General features: G+C 68.0%; 19 protein-coding genes. 6 read left to right on the top strand and 13 right to left on the bottom strand.

The features are described 5' to 3' along the window. The first annotated feature begins 21 nt into the window (after nucleotides 1–21). Both GPX89_RS14410 and GPX89_RS14405 read left to right on the top strand, forming a co-directional pair. The gene (locus GPX89_RS14410) at nucleotides 22–831 is read left to right on the top strand and encodes a hypothetical protein (RefSeq protein ID WP_157387921.1); all 810 of its coding nucleotides are present in this window, start codon (nucleotides 22–24) and stop codon (nucleotides 829–831) included. A gap of 57 nt (nucleotides 832–888) precedes the next feature. Beyond that, nucleotides 889–1,281, top strand: coding sequence for a VOC family protein (locus tag GPX89_RS14405; RefSeq protein WP_157387920.1), 393 nt, complete (start codon nucleotides 889–891; stop codon nucleotides 1,279–1,281). A 1-nt stretch (nucleotide 1,282) separates the two neighbouring features. On the opposite strand, the gene GPX89_RS14400 is transcribed toward GPX89_RS14405, so the two are convergent. Together GPX89_RS14400 and GPX89_RS14395 are read right to left on the bottom strand one after the other, a co-directional pair. Further along, nucleotides 1,283–1,996 carry a helix-turn-helix transcriptional regulator gene (locus GPX89_RS14400; protein WP_328601813.1) on the bottom strand — a complete coding sequence of 238 codons (714 nt, stop codon included), beginning with the start codon at nucleotides 1,994–1,996 and terminating at the stop codon, nucleotides 1,283–1,285. A gap of 103 nt (nucleotides 1,997–2,099) precedes the next feature. Next, complete coding sequence (locus GPX89_RS14395) at nucleotides 2,100–2,615, bottom strand: pyridoxamine 5'-phosphate oxidase family protein (protein WP_157387918.1); 516 nt, start codon at nucleotides 2,613–2,615, stop codon at nucleotides 2,100–2,102. 74 nt (nucleotides 2,616–2,689) lie between these two features. Here GPX89_RS14395 and GPX89_RS14390 point away from each other — a divergent pair, with 74 nt between their 5' ends. After that, nucleotides 2,690–3,496: a S1 family peptidase gene (locus GPX89_RS14390; RefSeq protein ID WP_157387917.1), complete on the top strand. Its 807-nt coding sequence runs from the start codon at nucleotides 2,690–2,692 to the stop codon at nucleotides 3,494–3,496. On the opposite strand, the gene GPX89_RS14385 is transcribed toward GPX89_RS14390, so the two are convergent. Both GPX89_RS14385 and GPX89_RS14380 read right to left on the bottom strand, forming a co-directional pair. Further along, the gene (locus tag GPX89_RS14385; RefSeq protein ID WP_157387916.1) at nucleotides 3,445–4,956 is read right to left on the bottom strand and encodes an FAD-binding oxidoreductase; all 1,512 of its coding nucleotides are present in this window, start codon (nucleotides 4,954–4,956) and stop codon (nucleotides 3,445–3,447) included. The genes GPX89_RS14390 and GPX89_RS14385 overlap by 52 nt on opposite strands. 101 nt (nucleotides 4,957–5,057) lie before the next feature. Continuing rightward, entirely contained in the window at nucleotides 5,058–5,657 is a 600-nt protein-coding gene (locus GPX89_RS14380; RefSeq protein ID WP_328601812.1) for a TetR family transcriptional regulator, read from the bottom strand. 75 nt (nucleotides 5,658–5,732) lie between these two features. Here GPX89_RS14380 and GPX89_RS14375 point away from each other — a divergent pair, with 75 nt between their 5' ends. After that, the gene (locus GPX89_RS14375) at nucleotides 5,733–6,875 is read left to right on the top strand and encodes an acyl-CoA dehydrogenase family protein (RefSeq protein ID WP_157387915.1); all 1,143 of its coding nucleotides are present in this window, start codon (nucleotides 5,733–5,735) and stop codon (nucleotides 6,873–6,875) included. Between the two features lie 370 nt (nucleotides 6,876–7,245). Continuing rightward, nucleotides 7,246–8,625, top strand: coding sequence for a WS/DGAT/MGAT family O-acyltransferase (locus GPX89_RS14370; protein ID WP_157387914.1), 1,380 nt, complete (start codon nucleotides 7,246–7,248; stop codon nucleotides 8,623–8,625). A gap of 34 nt (nucleotides 8,626–8,659) precedes the next feature. On the opposite strand, the gene GPX89_RS14365 is transcribed toward GPX89_RS14370, so the two are convergent. The 8 genes from GPX89_RS14365 to GPX89_RS14330 form a co-directional block, all read right to left on the bottom strand. Continuing rightward, on the bottom strand, nucleotides 8,660–9,763 hold the full coding sequence (locus GPX89_RS14365) for an MSMEG_0565 family glycosyltransferase (protein WP_157387913.1): 1,104 nt from the start codon (nucleotides 9,761–9,763) through the stop codon (nucleotides 8,660–8,662). Then, nucleotides 9,763–10,614, bottom strand: coding sequence for a carbon-nitrogen hydrolase family protein (locus GPX89_RS14360; protein WP_157387912.1), 852 nt, complete (start codon nucleotides 10,612–10,614; stop codon nucleotides 9,763–9,765). Before GPX89_RS14360 ends, GPX89_RS14365 begins: the two co-directional genes overlap by 1 nt. Before the next feature lie 9 nt (nucleotides 10,615–10,623). Continuing rightward, a complete protein-coding gene (locus tag GPX89_RS14355; protein WP_157387911.1) occupies nucleotides 10,624–11,892 on the bottom strand; it encodes an MSMEG_0569 family flavin-dependent oxidoreductase in 1,269 nt (422 codons plus the stop codon). Between the two features lie 55 nt (nucleotides 11,893–11,947). Further along, nucleotides 11,948–12,871 carry a carbon-nitrogen hydrolase family protein gene (locus GPX89_RS14350; RefSeq protein ID WP_157387910.1) on the bottom strand — a complete coding sequence of 308 codons (924 nt, stop codon included), beginning with the start codon at nucleotides 12,869–12,871 and terminating at the stop codon, nucleotides 11,948–11,950. Next, on the bottom strand, nucleotides 12,868–14,331 hold the full coding sequence (locus GPX89_RS14345; protein WP_157387909.1) for an MSMEG_0567/sll0787 family protein: 1,464 nt from the start codon (nucleotides 14,329–14,331) through the stop codon (nucleotides 12,868–12,870). Before GPX89_RS14345 ends, GPX89_RS14350 begins: the two co-directional genes overlap by 4 nt. A 1-nt stretch (nucleotide 14,332) precedes the next feature. Beyond that, nucleotides 14,333–15,391, bottom strand: coding sequence for an MSMEG_0568 family radical SAM protein (locus GPX89_RS14340; protein WP_157387908.1), 1,059 nt, complete (start codon nucleotides 15,389–15,391; stop codon nucleotides 14,333–14,335). A 9-nt stretch (nucleotides 15,392–15,400) separates the two neighbouring features. Then, nucleotides 15,401–15,949: an MSMEG_0572/Sll0783 family nitrogen starvation response protein gene (locus GPX89_RS14335; protein WP_407939390.1), complete on the bottom strand. Its 549-nt coding sequence runs from the start codon at nucleotides 15,947–15,949 to the stop codon at nucleotides 15,401–15,403. A gap of 573 nt (nucleotides 15,950–16,522) precedes the next feature. Continuing rightward, a complete protein-coding gene (locus GPX89_RS14330) occupies nucleotides 16,523–16,876 on the bottom strand; it encodes a hypothetical protein (RefSeq protein ID WP_157387907.1) in 354 nt (117 codons plus the stop codon). A gap of 238 nt (nucleotides 16,877–17,114) precedes the next feature. On the opposite strand from GPX89_RS14330, the gene GPX89_RS14325 reads away from it, so the two are divergent. Continuing rightward, the gene (locus GPX89_RS14325; protein ID WP_157387906.1) at nucleotides 17,115–17,309 is read left to right on the top strand and encodes a hypothetical protein; all 195 of its coding nucleotides are present in this window, start codon (nucleotides 17,115–17,117) and stop codon (nucleotides 17,307–17,309) included. On the opposite strand, the gene GPX89_RS14320 is transcribed toward GPX89_RS14325, so the two are convergent. Then, nucleotides 17,298–17,924, bottom strand: coding sequence for a class I SAM-dependent methyltransferase (locus GPX89_RS14320; RefSeq protein ID WP_157387905.1), 627 nt, complete (start codon nucleotides 17,922–17,924; stop codon nucleotides 17,298–17,300). The two genes, GPX89_RS14325 and GPX89_RS14320, sit on opposite strands and share 12 nt — an antisense overlap. Nucleotides 17,925–17,933 lie beyond the last annotated feature (9 nt).

The following is a 17,933-nucleotide window of genomic DNA, read 5'->3' as shown; positions in this document are numbered from 1 at the left end:
CCTCCAGTTATCCTCGAATGCATGAGTTCCCCGAGTGCATCGCTGACGGTCTGGGCCGGGTCCTGGCTGGCCGGCCACAGCGCCCCCGACGACGTGCTGGACGCGTTGCGCGCCTGGGCTCCCCAGCAGACGGTGGCGGCCGGGGACCCGGTCACGGGTGGGCGGACCGGGTTGCCGTGGGCGTCCGAGGATGAGCCGGAAGCCGTCGCGGGTGCCGGGATCATGGTGCTGCTCAAGCTGATTCGCGAGGCGTTCACCGGGCCCGAGGCCCAGGTGCGGCTGGTGCTGCCGGTGCCGGGCGATGTGCGCGGGATTCCGGTGGGCACCGAATTCGCGGCCGCCGCAACCGAAGCCGAGGAGGGGCTGCTGATCGGCGCGCCCGGATCGGTCGGGACCGGGCTGGTGCCGGTGTGGACCGATGACGACGCCCTGCAGTGGCGGGTGTACTCGGCTCCCATACCGGTCGCCCAAGCACCCGAGATGCCGTTGGGCGAGGCCGAATACACCATGCGCGAGGCCGTGCGGGACGCCGCCGACGCACTGCAGCAGTTGCAGACCACCCGGCTCGGGTCCGGGGGTGTGGGGCCGCGCGAACTCGTCGAAGCGGAACTGGCCGGGCATCTGCGGCACAAATACCCCGACTCCCTGCCGCGCCGCGCGCGGCGGATCCTCGACTCCGCGGATCAGGTCGCGGCGATTCTCACCGTCGCAGAACGCGAACCGGCCTCGGCGCCGACCTCGGCGACGGCCGTCGCGGCGCAGGAGGCGTTGCTGCGGCCGTTGTGGAATGCGATCCGGGCGGCTCGGCTGGCGGCGGTCCACGCTCGCTGAGCGGCGTGTCCGATTTCTTCAAGACCTCGGGGGTGGGCCGGGCCTACCGTTCGAGACATGAACATTCGACTGAACGTGATCGAAATCGTTGTCGCCGATATGGCCGCGGCGCTGAACTTCTACCGACGCCTGGGGCTCGCGTTCGCCGAGGGGGCCGAGAACGAGCCTCATGTGGATACCGACCTCGGCGGGGGCGTCAAGCTGATGCTCGATACCGAAGACACCATTCGCAGCTTCCGGCCGGATTGGGTGGCGCCCAAGGGCGGTGGGCGAATCGGGCTCGCCTGCGACTGCGGCACACCGCAGGGGGTCGATTCGAAGTACGAGGAATTGGTGGCCGCCGGATACCAGGGCGAAATGAAACCGTTCGACGCATTCTGGGGTCAGCGTTACGCGGTCGTTCTGGATCCCGATGGCAACGGAGTCGATCTGTACGCGCCCTTGGGGTGATTCATGCCTTCGCCAGGAGTTCGGTTGGCGACAGGTCGGTCAATTCCCGTATCTCACGGGTCAAATGCGCCTGATCCGCATACCCGATCACCGCGGAGACCTCCGCCAATCCGGTTCCGGTGCGAGCCAAGGCCAGAGCGCGCTGCATTCGCAGCACTCGGCTCAATGTCTTGGGGCCGTAGCCGAAGGCGTTCAGCGACATTCGATGCAGTCGGCGAGGGCCGGTGCCCAATTCCTCGGCCGTCGCCGATACCGAGGCACCGGACCCGAGGGAACTCACGATGAACCGCAATATCGGGTCCGGCGGTTTCGTTTCGGTCGTACGCCACAACGCGATCGCATCGAGGCCGAGGGCGGGAGTCGAGGCCCGTGCGAGGAGTTCCTCGGCGCGGCGGTGGATGGCGGGAGACCACAGGTCGGCCAGATCGACTCTGGCGTTGCGCAACTCGTGAGCCGGGACGCCCAGCAGGGCGGGGGCGGTGCCGGGGAAGAAACGAATTCCGGCGATCCGGCCCGCGAAGCCCGCGGGCGGGCGGTAGGCGCGGGTGTCGGGCCCGGCCACCGAGAGCCGGCCGTCCATCCAGAGCAGATCCATACTGCCGTCGGGCAGGACCGGCAGATCGGTGGTGGACACGCCCGCGCGCGTCCACAGCATCGCTCCCTCGAGTGCGGAAGGATGCTCCCGATAGCCCTGCGGCGGATGGATATCCGTCACGTCACCCCCGTGCCGGCTCGAAAAGCGTTGAAATGCACCTCTGTTCAGCATGCCGTGCACAGTTGCACCGTTGGCATCTTTGCACTCGATGCAATGTTGCACGCTATGTCGTCGCGGGCTCCGCGGAATCGGAGACCTCGACCACGCGCTCGACCTGGCCGGGCTTCCAGATCGTCACCTCCAGGCGGCCGTCGACGATCTCCACCGAGGACGCACCGGTGATATCGGCCGCGTAGAACGGTTCGAACTTGCGGCCGCGCAGGTCGAAGCCGCTCTCGGCGAACAGGTCCTCGGCGAAGCGGCGCTGGATGCCGGGGTCCTGAACGTCGTGCACGGTGCCGAAGAGCTTCACGTCGCCGTCGGTGACCTGGGTGTCCACGGTCGCGGTGTGCAGGCAGAAGCGCGGGTCACGAGCCAGGTCGGCGAACTTGGTGGTGCCCGGCATGCCGACCACCCACAGCTGCCCCTCGAAGATGCGCGGCTCGAGGGGGCTGATACGCGGGAAGCCATCCTTGCGCAGCGTGGCCAGCATGCAGAGGTTGCCGGTGGCGGCGTGACGGCGGGTGAAGACGGTCGAGATACGGGGTGCGGCGGTGGCGAACTCGGTCCAGGACGTCATGGGCGCGACCGTACTCGCGGGGTATGACACATTCGGCCCCGTCACGTGGCCGCATTCTCTGATTGAATGGCCCGATGTCGTTCTCCCACCGGGTCGCGGTGCTCACCGCGGCGCTCATCGGCTGCGCCCTGTCCTCGGTCGTCCCCGCGCATGCGGTGGTCGGCGGCACCGAGGTCGCCGCTCGCGACCAGCCCTGGCTCGCTGCGGTCGGGACGCCGCTGTTCCTGCCCCGGCCCTCCGGGCAGTTCTGCGGCGGCGTGCTCATCGCGCCCGATCAGGTGCTCACCGCCGCGCACTGCGTGCAGGTCACCCAGTTCCTGCCCTCGCTGACCGTCACCTTCGACCGCGACGACCTGAACTCCGGGGAGGGAACGACCGTACAGGTCAAGGCGGTTCGCCTCCACCCGGACTTCCACACCGACTCCGTCGACGGCGTGGACGTCTACCATCACGACCTCGCCGTCCTGACTCTCGCGCAGCCACAGCAGCGGCCGACCGTCCCGATCGCCGCGCCGTCGGGCGCCAGCGCCACCGTGCTCGGCTGGGGCGGCACCGCCGACGGCGACTACGTCAATACCGCGCTGCGCCGAGCCACCGTGCCGATGGTCGCCGACACCGACTGCGCCGCCGCCTATCCGGGGGCCTTCGACGCCTCGGAGATGGTGTGCGCGGGCTCGACCCAGGCCGATACCGGCGAATTCGACAGTGGCGGACCGCTGCTCGTCGACGGGAAGCTGGTGGGCATCACGTCGTGGGCGCGCGGGATCGCGGTCGCCGGATATCCGGGCGTCTACGCGAGGGTTGCCGACGTCCTGTCGGCGCCCGGCGCTCAGACCTTCGAGGCCGACTGGCCGAAGGAGAAGACACACGTGGGGTCGTAGCGCTGGGCGACAGCGCGCAAGCGGGACACGTTGTCGCCGTAATAGGCGCTCGCCCAATTGGACAGGCCGGGATCGATGTAGTTGACGAAGGCCGTGTTACCGGTCAGGCTTCCGAGTCCGTCGCGTACGTCGTTCACCGCATCGCGCGCATCCGGCGTGGTGGCGCCGACATAGATCTGGGCGGTCGCCAGCGCGCCCCGATAGGCGAAAGCGGTATCTTTCGCGCCGATTCGCGCGGGAGCGCCGGAAAGACTGTCGAGCAGAATATCCATGCCCTCGCGTCCGGTGACCAATGCGGTCAGTCGGCTGGGGTCGGCGAGCGGTTTGGTCAGCACTCGCGAGGACGCCGTGAACGATTCCCGGCCGAGCACTCCTCCGCCGTTCCAGTTCGGCCGGCATTGCTCCACCGAATAATTCGCGCAGCCACCGAAATACATCATGGCCGAGAGGTAATCCTTGGACAGGGAGTATCTATTGGACGGTTTGGTCCCGGTGGCGGCGACGAGTTTGTCGAGCATGGCGTTCATGTCGTTCTCGGATCCGACGTAGCAGCCGTTGATCCGGCAGGTCGGCGGGCTTCCCGCGGAAATGCCGAGAGTGGACCAGAATTCGTCGGGAGCCGAGGCGGTGAAGCTCTGCCACGCACCGAGCACCTCGGTCACCGAACCTGCCGGGAAGCGAACCTGGAACACCGCCAGTTGCGGCGCGGCGACGGTCCGGAAGGTGAAGGAGGTGACGATGCCGAAGTTGCCGCCACCGCCGCCGCGCAGCGCCCAGAGCAGCTCCGGTTCGGAGGTCGCCGAGGCGGTCCGCAGTGTCCCGTCAGCGGTCACCACCTGCGCCGAAACCAAGTTGTCGCAGGTCAATCCATACTTCCCGGCGAGCACACCGACCCCGCCGCCCAGCGTCAGCCCGGAGATCCCCACCGTCGGACAGGAACCGGCAGGCAGGCAACGCCCCGCCTTCGCCACACCGGAGTACACATCCATCAGCCGGGTGCCCGCTCCGATGACCGCGGTCCCGTCCGACTTCACCTCCACACCGCTCATCGCACCCAGATCCACGACCAGCCCGTTGTCCGGCGTCGAATATCCCGCGTAACTGTGCCCACCGCTGCGCGCCGCCACCGGAATCCTCGCGCTCGCCGCCGCGCTGACACACGCCTGTACATCGGACGCATTGGCGCACTGCGCGACCGCCGCGGGCTGCCGCGTGTCGAACACCGGGTTGTAGGCCAGCTTCGCCGTCCCATACCCCGAATCGGACGGCAGGTTCAACGTACCCGCCATCCGCTGTCGCAACGCCACCCAATCCACCTGCCCCGCAGGCGCTTCGGTCGTCGCCCCCGTCGTCGGCACCGCACCCGTCCCAGTGGGCGCACAGCCCGTCACCGCCCCCAGCGCGGCCAACCCGACACCGAGTCCCGCCGCCCGCAACAGGTTTCGCCGATCGATCGCCATACTGGCGTCCCTCCCCCGAGGTAATGCCCGACATCCTCCAGGGTGCCGGACGCACACGAACCACTCAACGGTCGGTTATCGCGACGTTGAAAGTCCGCGTTTCACTCAGCCAGCATGCCGTCGGCCAGACGTGCCCAATCAGCGAGAACCTGTTTGCGGCGCAAGCGATCCCGGCCGACCATCTCGTCCAGGGTCGCGCCGCGGACCAGGTTGATGGTGAGCCAGAACGCGGCCTCGAGACGGTCACGCGGGACGTCGACGAAGCGGCCGCAGGCGTCGAGGAGTTCTTCGGTCAGGTCGTGCTGGACGCGGAGCATGTTGCGGCGCAGGTCGCGGTCGTTCGCGATGCCGACGTACAGCTCGACCGCGGCCTTGCCGAGTTTGCCCGCGAACGGGGCGGTCACCAGGTCGACGAGCGCCTCGCCGGGCGAGGACTCCCCCGGCAGTGCGCGCTCGCGCCGCTGCAGTGCCTCGCGCTGGCGTTGGGTCAGATGTTCGATGGTCTGCGCGAAGAGTTCCTGGCGGGTGTGGAAGTGGTGCAGCTGCGCGCCGCGGGTGACGCCGGCGCGTGCGGTGATATCCGCGATGGACGCGCTGGCGTATCCGACCTCGGCCAGGCTGTCGATGGCCGCGTCCAGCAGCAGGGCGCGGGTGCGGAGGCTCTTCTCCTGATGTTTGTTCGGGGGCAGTCCGGATACCACCCGGTCAGCATAGCCGCATACCGAAATTGCGTGCTGCCTTGCATGTAATTGGGTGTCGGTCGTAATGTGACGGCCATGCCCGTCGATCGCTTGCTGCCCACGCCCGAAGCCCGCGACCTCATCGAGCTCACCCGCGATATCGCGGACAAGGTGCTCGAGCCGAATGTCGTGGAGTACGAGAAGCGGGAGCGCTATCCGGACGAGGCGTTCCGGGCGCTCGGCGCGGCGGGGCTGTTGAGCCTGCCGTATCCGGAGGAGTTCGGCGGCGGCGGACAGCCCTACGAGGTCTATCTGCAGGTGCTCGAGGAGCTCGGCGCGCGGTGGGCGGCGGTCGCGGTGGCGGTCAGCGTGCACAGCCTGTCGTGCCATCCGCTGTTCGCGTACGGGACCGACGAGCAGAAGCAGCGGTGGCTGCCGGACATGTTGTCGGGCAATCTGGTCGGCGCGTACAGCCTGTCGGAGGCGCACGCCGGATCGGATGCGGCGGCGCTGCGGTGCCGGGCCGTCGAGGCCGACGGCGGGTACCGGATCACCGGTACGAAGGCGTGGATCACCAACGGCGGCAAGGCCGATTACTACACCCTGTTCGCGCGGACCGGTGAGGGGTCGCGCGGCATCTCCTGCTTCCTGGTACCCGCCGACACCGAAGGTCTGTCGTTCGGCAAGCCCGAGGAGAAGATGGGCCTGCGCGCGGTGCCGACCACCACGGCCGCCTACGACGATGCCTTCCTGCCCGCCGAGCGGCTCCTCGGTGCACCCGGCCAGGGACTTCCGATCGCCTTCAGCGCCTTGGACTCCGGCCGCCTCGGCATCGCCGCCGTCGCCACCGGCATCGCCCAGCGCGCCCTCGACGACGCCGTCGCCTACGCCAAGGGGCGTGAAGCCTTCGGCCGCCCCATCATCGACCATCAGGGCCTGGGCTTCATCCTCGCCGACATGGCCGCCGCCGTGGACGCCGCCCGCGCCACCTATCTGGATGCCGCCCGCCGCCGCGACGCCGGTCTCCCCTACTCCCGTCAGGCCAGCGTCGCCAAGCTCACCGCCACCGACGCCGCCATGAAGGTCACCACCGACGCCGTCCAGGTCTTCGGCGGCTACGGCTACACCCAGGACTTCCCGGTCGAGCGCTACATGCGCGAAGCCAAGATCACCCAGATCTTCGAGGGCACCAACCAGATCCAGCGCCTGGTCATCGCGCGGAGCTTGGCGAACGGCTGATTTCTCACGGCCGCAGAGTCCGCTCGACGGCTGATATCCAGGTAGCCGGAGGAGGTGTCGAGCCTTTCGACGCTCAACTGGAAACGAGCAATTCCTGGACAAGTGACCCACTTTTGTTTTTTCACACAATTTACGAGCTGTAACAACGAGCAAAGTCCGCGAACGTTCGATCGAAATTAGAATTGCGCTACCTACTCGATCCGAGAAGGTTCGCACTTTGTTCGACCGGATTCACGCGAACACCGTGTTGCGCTTCGTGCCGCGATGCACGGAATCATTTGTCCCGCAACGGGATCCTTGATACAGCCCACCCCACGGACCACTTGCGTCAGCGGCGCCGTCCCGGTTCCACACCATCCAGGAGGAATCCATGGACCACACGGACCACCTGCCGCGTCAATTGAATGCGCTGGACCTCCACCTGCTCGATACCGAGACCTCCGCGACACCGATGCATATCGGCGCGATCATTCTGCTCGACTCCGCCGCCTCTCCTCGCGGACCGCTGACACTGACCGCTTTGCAGCGGCTCTTCGCCGAACGGTTACGCCTGGTCACACCCTTGCGCCGCCGGGTCCGCACCGTGCCGTTCGGACTCGATCTGCCCTACTGGGAACATTGCGCGAACGTCGACCTGGGCTATCACGTCCGCGAGGTCGTGCTGCCCGACGGCGTCGACGATCGGCAACTCGCCGAGTGCGTCGCAGGGCTGCATGCCCAGCCACTCGACCGGTCTCGACCACTGTGGGAATGTCACCTTGTCACCGGGCTGGCCGGTGGACGTCAGGCCGTGTACACGAAGGTGCATCACGCGGTTATCGACGGCGTGTCCGCCGCCGAGATCATGGGAGCGATTCTGGATGCCACCGCCACACCGATGTCGGTCATCTCGTCGATGGACCGTGTGCCGAGGGAGCGCACCCCGTCCACTGTGGACATGCTCGCACGCAGCGTCCCGCACGCGTTCACCCGTCCGGCGACAAGGGTCCGCGCGGTCCTGCGGACGCTGCCGACATTGCGCCGAGCCGGGACCGATCTGCGTGCCTTCCATTCCGAGGTGCCGTTCAACGAGCCCATCACCTCAGCACGCACCCTCGCCTACACCTCCTTGCCGCTCGACGCGGTCAAGGCCGTCAAGAACCAGATCGGCGGCACGGTCAACGATGTGGTGATGGCTCTGTGCACCTCCGCTCTGCGCCGTTGGATGATCGACCACGACATTCCCACCGAGCGGCCACTATTGGCCGCGATGCCGGTCTCGGTGCGCACCCCGGAGGAGTTCGGTACCGCGGGCAACCGGTTCTCCCTCATGCTCGGTGTTCTGCCCGTCGCCGAGGACAATCCATGGCATCGGGTCAAGATCGTGCACGACGCCTTGCTGGCCGCCAAAGCGCGCTTCCGCGACCAGCCACCGGACCTGCTACGCGAGGTGACGTCCCTCCTGACACCACTGCTGCACGGCCTGCCCACTCGCACCGTCCTGCGCGCGGCCGCATCGGCGCTGCCGCTGGTCAACCTTCTGGTCTCGAATGTTCCCGGACCGCAAATACCGTTGTATCTCAACGGAATCCGCGTCCTCGCCAGCTACCCTGTCTCTGTCCTCACCGAACTGTCCGGTGGTCTGAACATCACCGTCATGTCCTACGACGGGCACCTGGATTTCGGCATCCTCGCCTGCCCCGACGCGATTCCCGACCCCTGGGAGCTCGCACGCCATCTCGCGGACTCACTCACCGAACTCCAGGCATGAGCACTACGGCGGGTGCACGTGCCGAGGATCGTGTTCAGCGACCTCGAGCGCCCGCCGTTTGCCGGTGGTAGAAGTCGAGGTGGGATTGTGCTGCTCTGTCCCAACGATATCCAGCGGCGAGGGTTCGTCCGGGGTCCGCGTTTCCGGGGGAACGCAGCGACTCGGCGAGAGCGGCCGCCATCGTGGGGACGGAATCGGCGTAGCGGACCGTGTCGCCGAAAACCTCTCGGAGGACGGGGAGGTCTCGGGCGATGACGGCGGTTCCCGCGGCGAGGGCCTCCATGGCCGCGAGCCCGAATCCTTCCTTCGTGGAGAGAAAGGGCAGCACAGTGGCCTCGGCGACAAGCGAGGGAAGTTCGGCCTGGCCGACGGTGCCGAGTACGGTGACGTCGATACCGAGTTCTGTTGCCCGGGTGTCGAATCGGGCTCGGTAGTCCCGGTAGTCGAACAGCGTCTCACCACCGGCTATCACCAGCCGAAGGTCGGGGTGGTCACGAGCCAGCAGCGCGAAGGCCTCCAGCAGATCGGCGCTGCCTTTTCGGGGCTCGATGCCGCCGACGGCGAGCACATAGCGACCGAGCCGCTTACGCCACAGGGATCGGGCCGCGACAGCGGCGGGATCGGTGGTCGCGGCGGCCGAGAAACGCTCGTATTCGACCCCGTTGGGGATGACGGTGGGGGTGATCCCCCACCCGAGCCGCACTTCGTCGGCGACGGCGGCGGATACGCAGATGTGGGCGTACGGCTCGGTGATGGCTCGATCGTGGCAGCGGGCCAGTTCGGGAGTGGTGAAATTGTCGAGATGGTGGATGGTTCGGACGCAGCGCCCGACGGCGTTGGCGCTGAGGCAATCCTGGGCGTGCACGATGTCGTAGTCGGCCGGTACGAAGGCGGTGCGCAGCGTCTCGATCGAGCGCAGGATCCGCCGACCGACAGGTTCGGAGGAGTCCGCGGCGAAAGGCACCACGTGAATCTCGACGGCGGGGTCGACGTCACGGAAGAACTCGCTGTCGCCCCCGCGCCCGAGCGTCCACACGGTGACCGTGGCGCCCAGCCGGCTCAGGGATTCGGCGAGGTTGAGGGTGTGGACGACGCCCCCGCGCGGTTTGGTCGAGTAGGTCAGCAGTGCGATCCTCATCAGTGAACGCCCTTGTCGTGCAGCAGGTTCGGATAGGTGTCGGTGCGGCGCTCGGCGAGGTGGTGGAGCACGCGGCGAGCTCGTTCGATCTCGGCCGCGATATCGATATCGGCGACGGCGAGCCCGCCCTTGGTCCACGTTTTGGCGAGGATGTCGCCGCCGGGGCCGACGATCTTGGCCTGGCCGAGAAAGCGGAGGTTGCCGGTGGTGCCGGTCTGATTGGAGGAGGCGAGCACGATCTGGTTTTCCGCCGCGCGCGCCTGATCGTAGAGGTCGAACAGGCGGGATTGGCGGTCGTTGGGCACCCGGGCCGCCCGATCGGTCACGCTGGCGGGCCACGCCGACAGCGCGGCGATCGTGTGCGCGCCGTCGAGGGCGAGCACCCGCGCGGCTTCGGGGAAGGTCTTGTCGTAGTCGATGAGCATGCCCAGCCGCCCGACCGGGGTGTCGAACGCGGAAAAGCCCTGCCCCGCAGCGTAAGCGAGATGCTCTCCAGCGGGCTGATGCACCTTGCGATGCCTGCCGAGCACGCCGTCTCCGCTCAGGCATACCGCCGAGTTGTACCGCACTCCGTCGGCCTGCTCCGCGTAGCCGACGCAGACGGTCATGCTCCCGGCCATCCGCGACAGCAACCGGATCTCGGGACCGTCACCGTCGATCGCCTCGGGCCCGGCGGCCGGATCGGGATTGCGCAGATCGCCGATGTAGCCGCCGAGACTGGCATCGGGCAGCACGAGCAGATCGACGCCGTCGTCAGCGAGCCGCTCGATGATCCCGGCGATCTTGTCCAGCGCACGCGCGATATCGGCTCCGAAATGCGCCGCGACCGCGGCGATCCGAGTGACAGCCATCCGGGGCCCCTAGGCCACCGCGACCGCGCGGTCGCCGATCGCGATCCGCTCCGCCACATATTCGGCGTCGCGGGCGATGGCCGCGAACCGGCCCGAGCCCCAGGTGTGCAGCCAGGGCAGACCCAGGAAATACAGCCCCGGAACGGCGGTGACACCGCGGTTGTGGCACGGGTGGCCTTCCCCGTCGAAGACCCCGACATGAAGCCACCGATAGTCGGTCCGGAATCCGACCGACCACACCACCGACGTGATGCCCTGCGCCTCGAGGTCCACCTCGGTGGGCTCGTGCTCGGGCCTCCATACCGGGACATAGCGCGATTCCGACGGCGCGCTGATGTTCTCCCGCGCGATGTAGGCGTCGATGGAGTCCTTGATGCCGTCGGCGACCGCGTCCGCGGCGTCCAGGGACCTCGCCAGCGACGGCTCGAAATATGCTGTGCTGCCGTCGATGTGAGCCATCCGTCCGTAGAGGGCCATTCCTTCGCGGGCGAACTGCCGCAGATCGATGTCCCGCCCGCCGTCGCGGCCGGTCACGTAGTGGTTGGTGTTCTCCCGTTTGCCCAGCCCGCCCGGTTGGTCCTCGATGGGAATGTCGTAGTGCCCCATGTCCTGTAGCCACGCCACGCAGTCACGGCCGCGATAGAACCGCGCGACGCGCGGAGCATTCCCGACCGCGAGATGCACACGCCGCCCGGCCAAGTGCAGATCCTCGGCGATCTGCGCTCCGGACTGACCCGTGCCGACCACGAGGACCGCACCCTCGGGCAGATCGGCGGCATTGCGGTACCGCGCGGAATGCAACTGCAGTATCGAATCCGGGAGCTTCTCGGCGAACCGCGGGATCAACGGCGTGTGGTAGCCGCCCACAGCCACCACGACCTGGTCGGCGTGCAGCGCCCCGGCGGTGGTGTCGACGGTGAATCCGCCACTGCCCGCGAGGGATACGCCGGTGACCTCGACATGCTCGCGCACCGGTGGATCGAAGGTGTCGGCGTAGCCGCGCAACCACGCGTAGACCTCGTCACGCGGCATGAAGCCGTCCGGATCCGAACCGTTGTAGCGGTAGCCCGGCAGCGCGCACTGCCAGTTCGGGGTCACGAGAGTGAAGTTGTCCCAACGGGTATCGAGCCATTCGTGGCCGACGGTGTCGCGCTCGAGGACCACGTGATCGATGCCCCGGCGGGTCAGATGCCAGCTGATCGACAGCCCGGCCTGACCGCCGCCGATCACGACGACCTCATGATGTTCAGCGGACGAGGGTTCCAGACGCTCGGTCATTGTTGTCCTTCCGGGTCCGCCGCGGCCACCGACGGCGGGCTCATCGACATGCATCTCAGGCATGGCCGGCCGCCAGGGTCTGCGGCAGGTCGGGCTGGCCGACGACGCCGTAGCGCCGGACCACGCTCTCGTAGAGCTCCGGGCGACGGTCGCGAAGGTTGTACATGCCCCCGTCGCGGGCCAATTGCAGCGCGTGGTCGACATCGACTGTCGCGGTGGCCAATCCGGGTGCGGTGCCGGTGGTGGCGAGCACCTCCCCGCCGGGGCCGACGATCTTGGCGCTGCACACGAAGCGCAGGGAGCCGAAGGTTCCGGCCTGGTTGGAGGCGACCCACACCACCTGGTTCTCCACGGCACGGGCCCGGTCGAAGATGTCGAAACGCTGTGTCCAGCGGTCGTCTTCGAGGCGATCGGCGGCGCCGGTGCGCGCGGTCGGCCAGGCCGACAGCGAGGTGATGATCTGCGCGCCGTCGAGCGCGAGGGCGCGCGCGGCCTCCGGGAACGCCTTGTCGTAGCAGATCTGCATCCCCATCCGGCCGACGGGCGTGTCGAAGGCCCGGTATTCCGAACCGGCCGCGTAGCAGAGGTTCTCGCCGAGCGGCTGGTGGACCTTGCGGTAGGAGCCGAGGATCCCGTCGCCGGTCAGGGTCACCGCCGCGTTGTAGCGGACCTCCCCGTCGGATTCGCAGAATCCGAGCGTGACCACGAGATCACCGGCCATGGCGGCGATGTGCCGCAATTCGGGCCCGTCGAGCGCGAGCGCCGGTGGCAGGCTGCGCAGTCGGCGCCGGCGGGCCTCGTCGGATTCGTCGCCGCCGCCGAGGCTGGGCAGGTAGCCGCCCAGGCAGGCTTCGGGCAGGACGAGCAACCGGCTGCCGCGGGCGCGGGCGGTCTCGATGAGTGCGCCGATGGTGCGGTAGCAGGACTCCATGTCACGGCCGAATTCGGCGGCCGCCACGGAGATGGTCAGGTCGTTCATGATTTCCCCAATCCGGTGACGGCGCCCGTCACGACGGTGGTGGTGGCGCCGTCCGGCCAGCGCAGCCGGACGCCGGGTTCAGTGGTCAGGACGCCGCAGATCGCCGCGGTGGCCGGGTCGGCGGGTGCGGGCGACGTCGCGCCCGGGCGGTCGGCGGTGAGCATCGCGAATCCCGGGAAACAGGTGAGCCAGTCGGCCATATCGGCCGCGGCCGGGCGCGGCAGGCGCGCCAGGTCGATCTCGACACCGACGCCGCTGGCCTCGGCCAGCATGCCGGCGGTACCGGCGATGCCCGCCATGCTCACGTCCTTGGCCGCGGCGGGTGCGGCAGCGGCCACCAGGCGGCCCAGCGCGCGCAGTTCCTCGCCCGATCGCCGTGAGGACGAATCCCATTGCCTTCCTTGATATCCCGGTCGCCATTGCCCACCGAGGTCGGCCGTCAGGCGCAGGTGATCGCCCGCCTTGCCGCCGCCGCTGGTGACCGGGCGGGACGTGCGCCCCAACGCGGTCACCGACAGGGCGGCCGGGACGCCGAGCTGAGTGTGGCCGCCCAGGACCGGGACACCCCAGGTATGACTCGCCCGGGCCAGTCCGCGCAGCACCCGGGTCAGCACCGAACGCGTCGGTGCCGCAACGGCGTCGAGCATTCCCACGGGTTCGGCGCCCATGGCCGCCAGGTCGTTGAGGTTGACCAGGGCCGCGCACCAGCCCGCCCACTCCGGGTCGCGCTCGACCATCGACGGCAGGATCGCATCGCAGGCGGCCAACAGGTCCCCGCCGGGCACGGGTGCGGCGTCGTCGCCGCGAAAACCGCTGCCGCCCAGTGACATCGACTGCCCGTCCAGCGGGTGCAGCACCTCGCCGAGGACGGCCTTGGTGGATTCGGCCAGCCGCTGTATCCGATCGATCGGCCATCGCATCCACACGTGCGGTGCGCCATTGATACGGGTCGCGCCGACACGACTCCACCCCAGTGCGGTGAACATCGTTTCGTAGCGAGTCTGCACGGTGGCTTCGAAGCGCAGCACATTCTCGGTCTCGGCGTAGGCGCAGGCCGCCCGGACCAGCGCCTGCCCCACCCCTCGGGTGCGGCGGGTGCAATCCACGACCAGGCGACTGCCGGTCCACCAGCCGATGTCCTCGGCGGTGGCCGGTGCGAGGCGGACGCCGCCGAGCAGGGTGCCGTCGGGCGCGGACGCGATGAGCACCCGGGCACGCGGATCGTCGTCGATATCGTCGCGGTCGCTGCCCTGGAACAGTCCCTGCTCGACCACGAAGTTCTGCCGGCGCAGGGCGCGATACGCGGACAGCCCATCCCCCTCCGCCAGGCGGATCACGAATCCGTCCTCGGGCGGGGCCGGACGCGGGTACCCGGACAGGACACAGAAATCCGGTGCGGGCGTGACGATTCCGGACAGTACGTCCGTCCACGAGCCGGCCGTCGTCTTCGATGCGGTCATCTCACCCTCCCGCGCTCTGCAGGACGCTGCACGCGCCGCAGGCCGCGCATCCCGCCTTCTGCGCGACGCCGAGCATTCCGGCACGGCGCAGTTCGGCAGCGACCGCGCGCGTGACGGCTTCCAACCGCTCGGGCTCCGGCGCGAGCGCCCCGTCGACATCGACGGCGAGGGTGCCCGCCAGTGGCCGGAACGGCACGATGAACGGGTACACCCCCATCCGGATCAGTTCCTTGGCGCCGGAGACCAATTCGTCGGGATCCTCGCCGAGGCCGACGAGCAGGTAGGTCGAGACCTGGTTGCGGCCGAAGACGCGCACCGCCTCGCGCCACGCGCTGCGGTACTCGCTCAGCGGCACCGTCGATTTGCCCGGCATCCAGCGCGCCCGCACCCGGTCGTCGAGGGATTCGACATGGATGCCGATCGAGTCGGCGCCGGCGTCGCGCAACTCCGACAACACCGCCGGATCGCCGGGCGGTTCGCACTGCACCTGGATCGGCAGCTGCGGCACCGCCTGTTTGACGGCACGGACGCAGCGCGCCAGATGTCGTGCGCCACGGTCCTTTCCGGCGGAGGTGCCGGTGGTCATCACCATCTGCCGCACCCCGTCCAACCGCACCGCCGCCGCGGCGACCTCGGCCAGTTGCTCGGGCCGCTTGACCGCGATGGTGGCGCCCGCCTCCAGGGACGCTTCGATGGCGCAGAAGCGGCAGCGCTGGTCCTCCGCGTACCGGATGCAGGTCTGTACCACCGTGGTGGCCAGCACGTCCTTGCCGTGCAGGCGGGCGATCTTCTCGTACGACACGCCGTCCGCGGTGCTCAGATCGTAGAAATGCGGCCGCCGCACCGGTTCGACCGTGACGCCCAGGTCCGTGCCTTCGAGCAGCAGCCGGTCACCGCGCAGCGTGTAGGGGCTGTCCCAGCGAAGGGGGATGGCGGCGCCGGCTCCCCCGATCAGGACATGACCGTCGTCGCTGGGCCCGGCTCCCGAACGGCGCCGCACCGGAACCTCGACGCGAATACCGAGCAGCGCCAGGTCCACTCGGGTGGCTATCTCGGTCATGACGGCCGCCTAGACCTGGTAGGTGGAATTGATGATGGCGCCCTTGCGGGCGTAGTGGATCAGCGCGTCCTGCACGTCGAGCGGATGCGCGGGGATGACGCCTTCGATCAGGTCCTCCTCGCGCGCACCGTGCAGGGCGAGACCGAAACGGCAGGCGAACACCCGGCCGCCTTCCTTGATGAAGGTGCTCAGCGCGTCGTTGATGTTCTGCTCGCCGGGGAAACCGCTGTCGCCGGTGGTCGGAAAGCCGCGGGTGGCAATGCAGTTGATCGCGCCGGGACCGTAGAAGTAGATGGCCGATTCGAAGCCTTTGCGCAGCGCCCGGGTGGCCTGCAGCACGGCGACGAAGCTGACCGACGACTCGTGCGCGATACCGTGCACCAACGTGAAATATGTTTCACCGGCCTCGGCCCGGTAATCGGGAAAGATCTTGGTGGCGCCATAGATATTGGTGCCCTTGGCCAGCGCCGGATGCGGTATTTCCGCCAGCGATGCGGCGATATTCTCCTCGATCGCCTTGTCGATATCAGCGGTCACCGACTGCATGAGTTCGGACATGATTGTCTCCTGAAAGTCTTTACGTGAACCGATGAGCGAGGGAGTCGGCGGGGTCGGCGCGAACTTCTCATCGATGAGTCAAGTTGACGCCCATCAGGTTTCGAGATGGTTACATCCGGAACATTTGAGCATTGCCATCCCCTCACCATCCAAAGCTTCGGCCGATTCATCCAAATGCTTTGGCGCACAGCCTATTTCGATACATCGATCTCGAAACAGAAGAACACCGACACCGATTCCGATCGGTGCGGAGCAATCGTTCTCCTGGGGTTTTACCCACCGCTGTTAACAAGCGGTCCGCGCCCGCGATGCACTCCGTAACACATGTGAAACACACCCGAAAACGACAGTGCCGCATACACGAAAGCAGTCCGAAACCCCAAGGTTCCGGACCGTTTCACGGCATTGCGGAATCGCCGCGTTCGAGTATTCGGGCGGAAAAATGCTCAGGCGATGTCGAATCGGTCCAAATTTCGGCGACCGCACCAACCGGGAATCGCGCCGATGGCCATGCAAATGGCAGCGTTCGGCCCTCCCGCGCACCCTGTGACGCGCGGGAGGGCCGCGCCGGTATCACCAGCTGCCGAAGGGGTTCCACCACCAGGGTGTCGGAGCCGGGGCCGGGGCATCGTCACGGTCGTGGTGCCAGCGCCAGTCGTTGTCGCGCCACTCCCAGTGGCCGCGATCGTGGTCGCAGTCGTCCATTCGCCACTGCCCGCGGTCGTTCTGCCAACGGAATTGGCCGGTGTGGTCGCAGTCCTGGCGCCAGCCGCCGTCGTTGTCGTTGCGCCAGCCGCCGTCGTTGTCCACCACCGTGACCTCGGCCAGCACGGGTGCGGCGAAGCCGATCGGCAGCAGGACGAGTGAGCCCAGTACGAGAGATCGAGCCAGCCGGCGTCGTGTGGGTGTTTTCTCGGAATTTGTCATGGCCATACCTTTTTTCGGCACGGCCAGGAAGGCGTCAGAAAGGGGCACCCCGACCGACGTGGCTTCCACGCACAATTGCGCTCTGCTGGCGGATTCGTGACCGTGGCACAGGATCCGGGACCCTTGCTGATGGTCGCCGGAAGATCGATGCTCGGTCCGCCTACAGTCTAGTCCCGCCACCCACCTCGACGGCAGTCTTCGAAGCCCTATGCTGAGCTCAGGCTGCTGAGGAGTTGTCATGAAGCGGATCGTTTCAGCCCTACTGGGCGCGCTGCTGTGCGTGGTCGGAGTGATCTGGATCGTGCAGGGCCTCGGCTCGCTGCACGGGTCGCCGATGACCGGGCACTCCGAATGGAGTTACGCGGGTGGCGTTCTGGTCGTGCTGGGCGCGGGCCTGCTGCTGTGGACCGGGTACCGCTCGCTACGGCGCTGAGCGTCGCGCGGACACGAACAGGTCGTGTTCCGGGATGGCCGAGGGATGGTCGGGCCGGAACTCGATCACCCGCTCCCGAACGATGTCCAGGCCCGCCTCGTCGAACAGCCGCCGGAACTCCGCCACCGGATAGCTGCTGACAGTGACCGCCTGGCCCATGAATTCGATGTCGAGGCCCTCGATATCGGCGGGCACGGTGGCGAACACGAAGCATCCCCGCGGCGTCAGCCACCGCGCGAACTTCCGCAGCGCGGCGTCGATCTCGGCGCGAGTGAGCTGCAGCAGGGGAAAGAACGCGACCACCGCATCCCAGGTCCCGTCCGGATACGACAGCGTCCGCAGATCGGCGACCTCGAATCGGGCTCCGGGCACCTGTGCGCGGGCGATCTCGATCATCCCCGGCGAGACATCGCAGCCGGTGACGTCGTGCCCGGCCGCCGCGAGCAGTTCGGCGGTCGGCCGGCCCGTCCCGCAACCGACATCGAGCACCCGACCCGACTCCGGTAGCTGGGTGAGCAGCCATTCGAGTTCCTCGCGCTGGGCGGTGAGGCCCGCGAACGCCTGCTCGTAGTCCTTGCCCAGGGCGTCGAAGACCTCGGCTGCCGAAAGTCCCATGGCGACAAC

This window comes from Nocardia terrae (assembly GCF_009760405.1).
In the GTDB taxonomy this organism is placed as follows: domain Bacteria; phylum Actinomycetota; class Actinomycetes; order Mycobacteriales; family Mycobacteriaceae; genus Nocardia; species Nocardia terrae.
Note: the sequence above shows the minus strand (reverse complement) of the source record. Positions and strands in the feature narration are given on the sequence as shown.

Coding starts and splice junctions, on each gene's coding strand:
- GPX89_RS14350 (WP_157387910.1), bottom strand. CDS start 12,871: ATGAACGACCTGACCATCTCCGTGGCGGCCGCCGAATTCGGCCGTGAC.
- GPX89_RS14330 (WP_157387907.1), bottom strand. CDS start 16,876: ATGACAAATTCCGAGAAAACACCCACACGACGCCGGCTGGCTCGATCT.
- GPX89_RS14375 (WP_157387915.1), top strand. CDS start 5,733: ATGCCCGTCGATCGCTTGCTGCCCACGCCCGAAGCCCGCGACCTCATC.
- GPX89_RS14365 (WP_157387913.1), bottom strand. CDS start 9,763: ATGAGGATCGCACTGCTGACCTACTCGACCAAACCGCGCGGGGGCGTC.
- GPX89_RS14390 (WP_157387917.1), top strand. CDS start 2,690: ATGTCGTTCTCCCACCGGGTCGCGGTGCTCACCGCGGCGCTCATCGGC.
- GPX89_RS14320 (WP_157387905.1), bottom strand. CDS start 17,924: ATGGGACTTTCGGCAGCCGAGGTCTTCGACGCCCTGGGCAAGGACTAC.
- GPX89_RS14340 (WP_157387908.1), bottom strand. CDS start 15,391: ATGACCGAGATAGCCACCCGAGTGGACCTGGCGCTGCTCGGTATTCGC.
- GPX89_RS14370 (WP_157387914.1), top strand. CDS start 7,246: ATGGACCACACGGACCACCTGCCGCGTCAATTGAATGCGCTGGACCTC.
- GPX89_RS14395 (WP_157387918.1), bottom strand. CDS start 2,615: ATGACGTCCTGGACCGAGTTCGCCACCGCCGCACCCCGTATCTCGACC.
- GPX89_RS14410 (WP_157387921.1), top strand. CDS start 22: ATGAGTTCCCCGAGTGCATCGCTGACGGTCTGGGCCGGGTCCTGGCTG.
- GPX89_RS14335 (WP_407939390.1), bottom strand. CDS start 15,949: ATGTCCGAACTCATGCAGTCGGTGACCGCTGATATCGACAAGGCGATC.
- GPX89_RS14405 (WP_157387920.1), top strand. CDS start 889: ATGAACATTCGACTGAACGTGATCGAAATCGTTGTCGCCGATATGGCC.
- GPX89_RS14385 (WP_157387916.1), bottom strand. CDS start 4,956: ATGGCGATCGATCGGCGAAACCTGTTGCGGGCGGCGGGACTCGGTGTC.
- GPX89_RS14355 (WP_157387911.1), bottom strand. CDS start 11,892: ATGACCGAGCGTCTGGAACCCTCGTCCGCTGAACATCATGAGGTCGTC.
- GPX89_RS14325 (WP_157387906.1), top strand. CDS start 17,115: ATGAAGCGGATCGTTTCAGCCCTACTGGGCGCGCTGCTGTGCGTGGTC.
- GPX89_RS14345 (WP_157387909.1), bottom strand. CDS start 14,331: ATGACCGCATCGAAGACGACGGCCGGCTCGTGGACGGACGTACTGTCC.
- GPX89_RS14360 (WP_157387912.1), bottom strand. CDS start 10,614: ATGGCTGTCACTCGGATCGCCGCGGTCGCGGCGCATTTCGGAGCCGAT.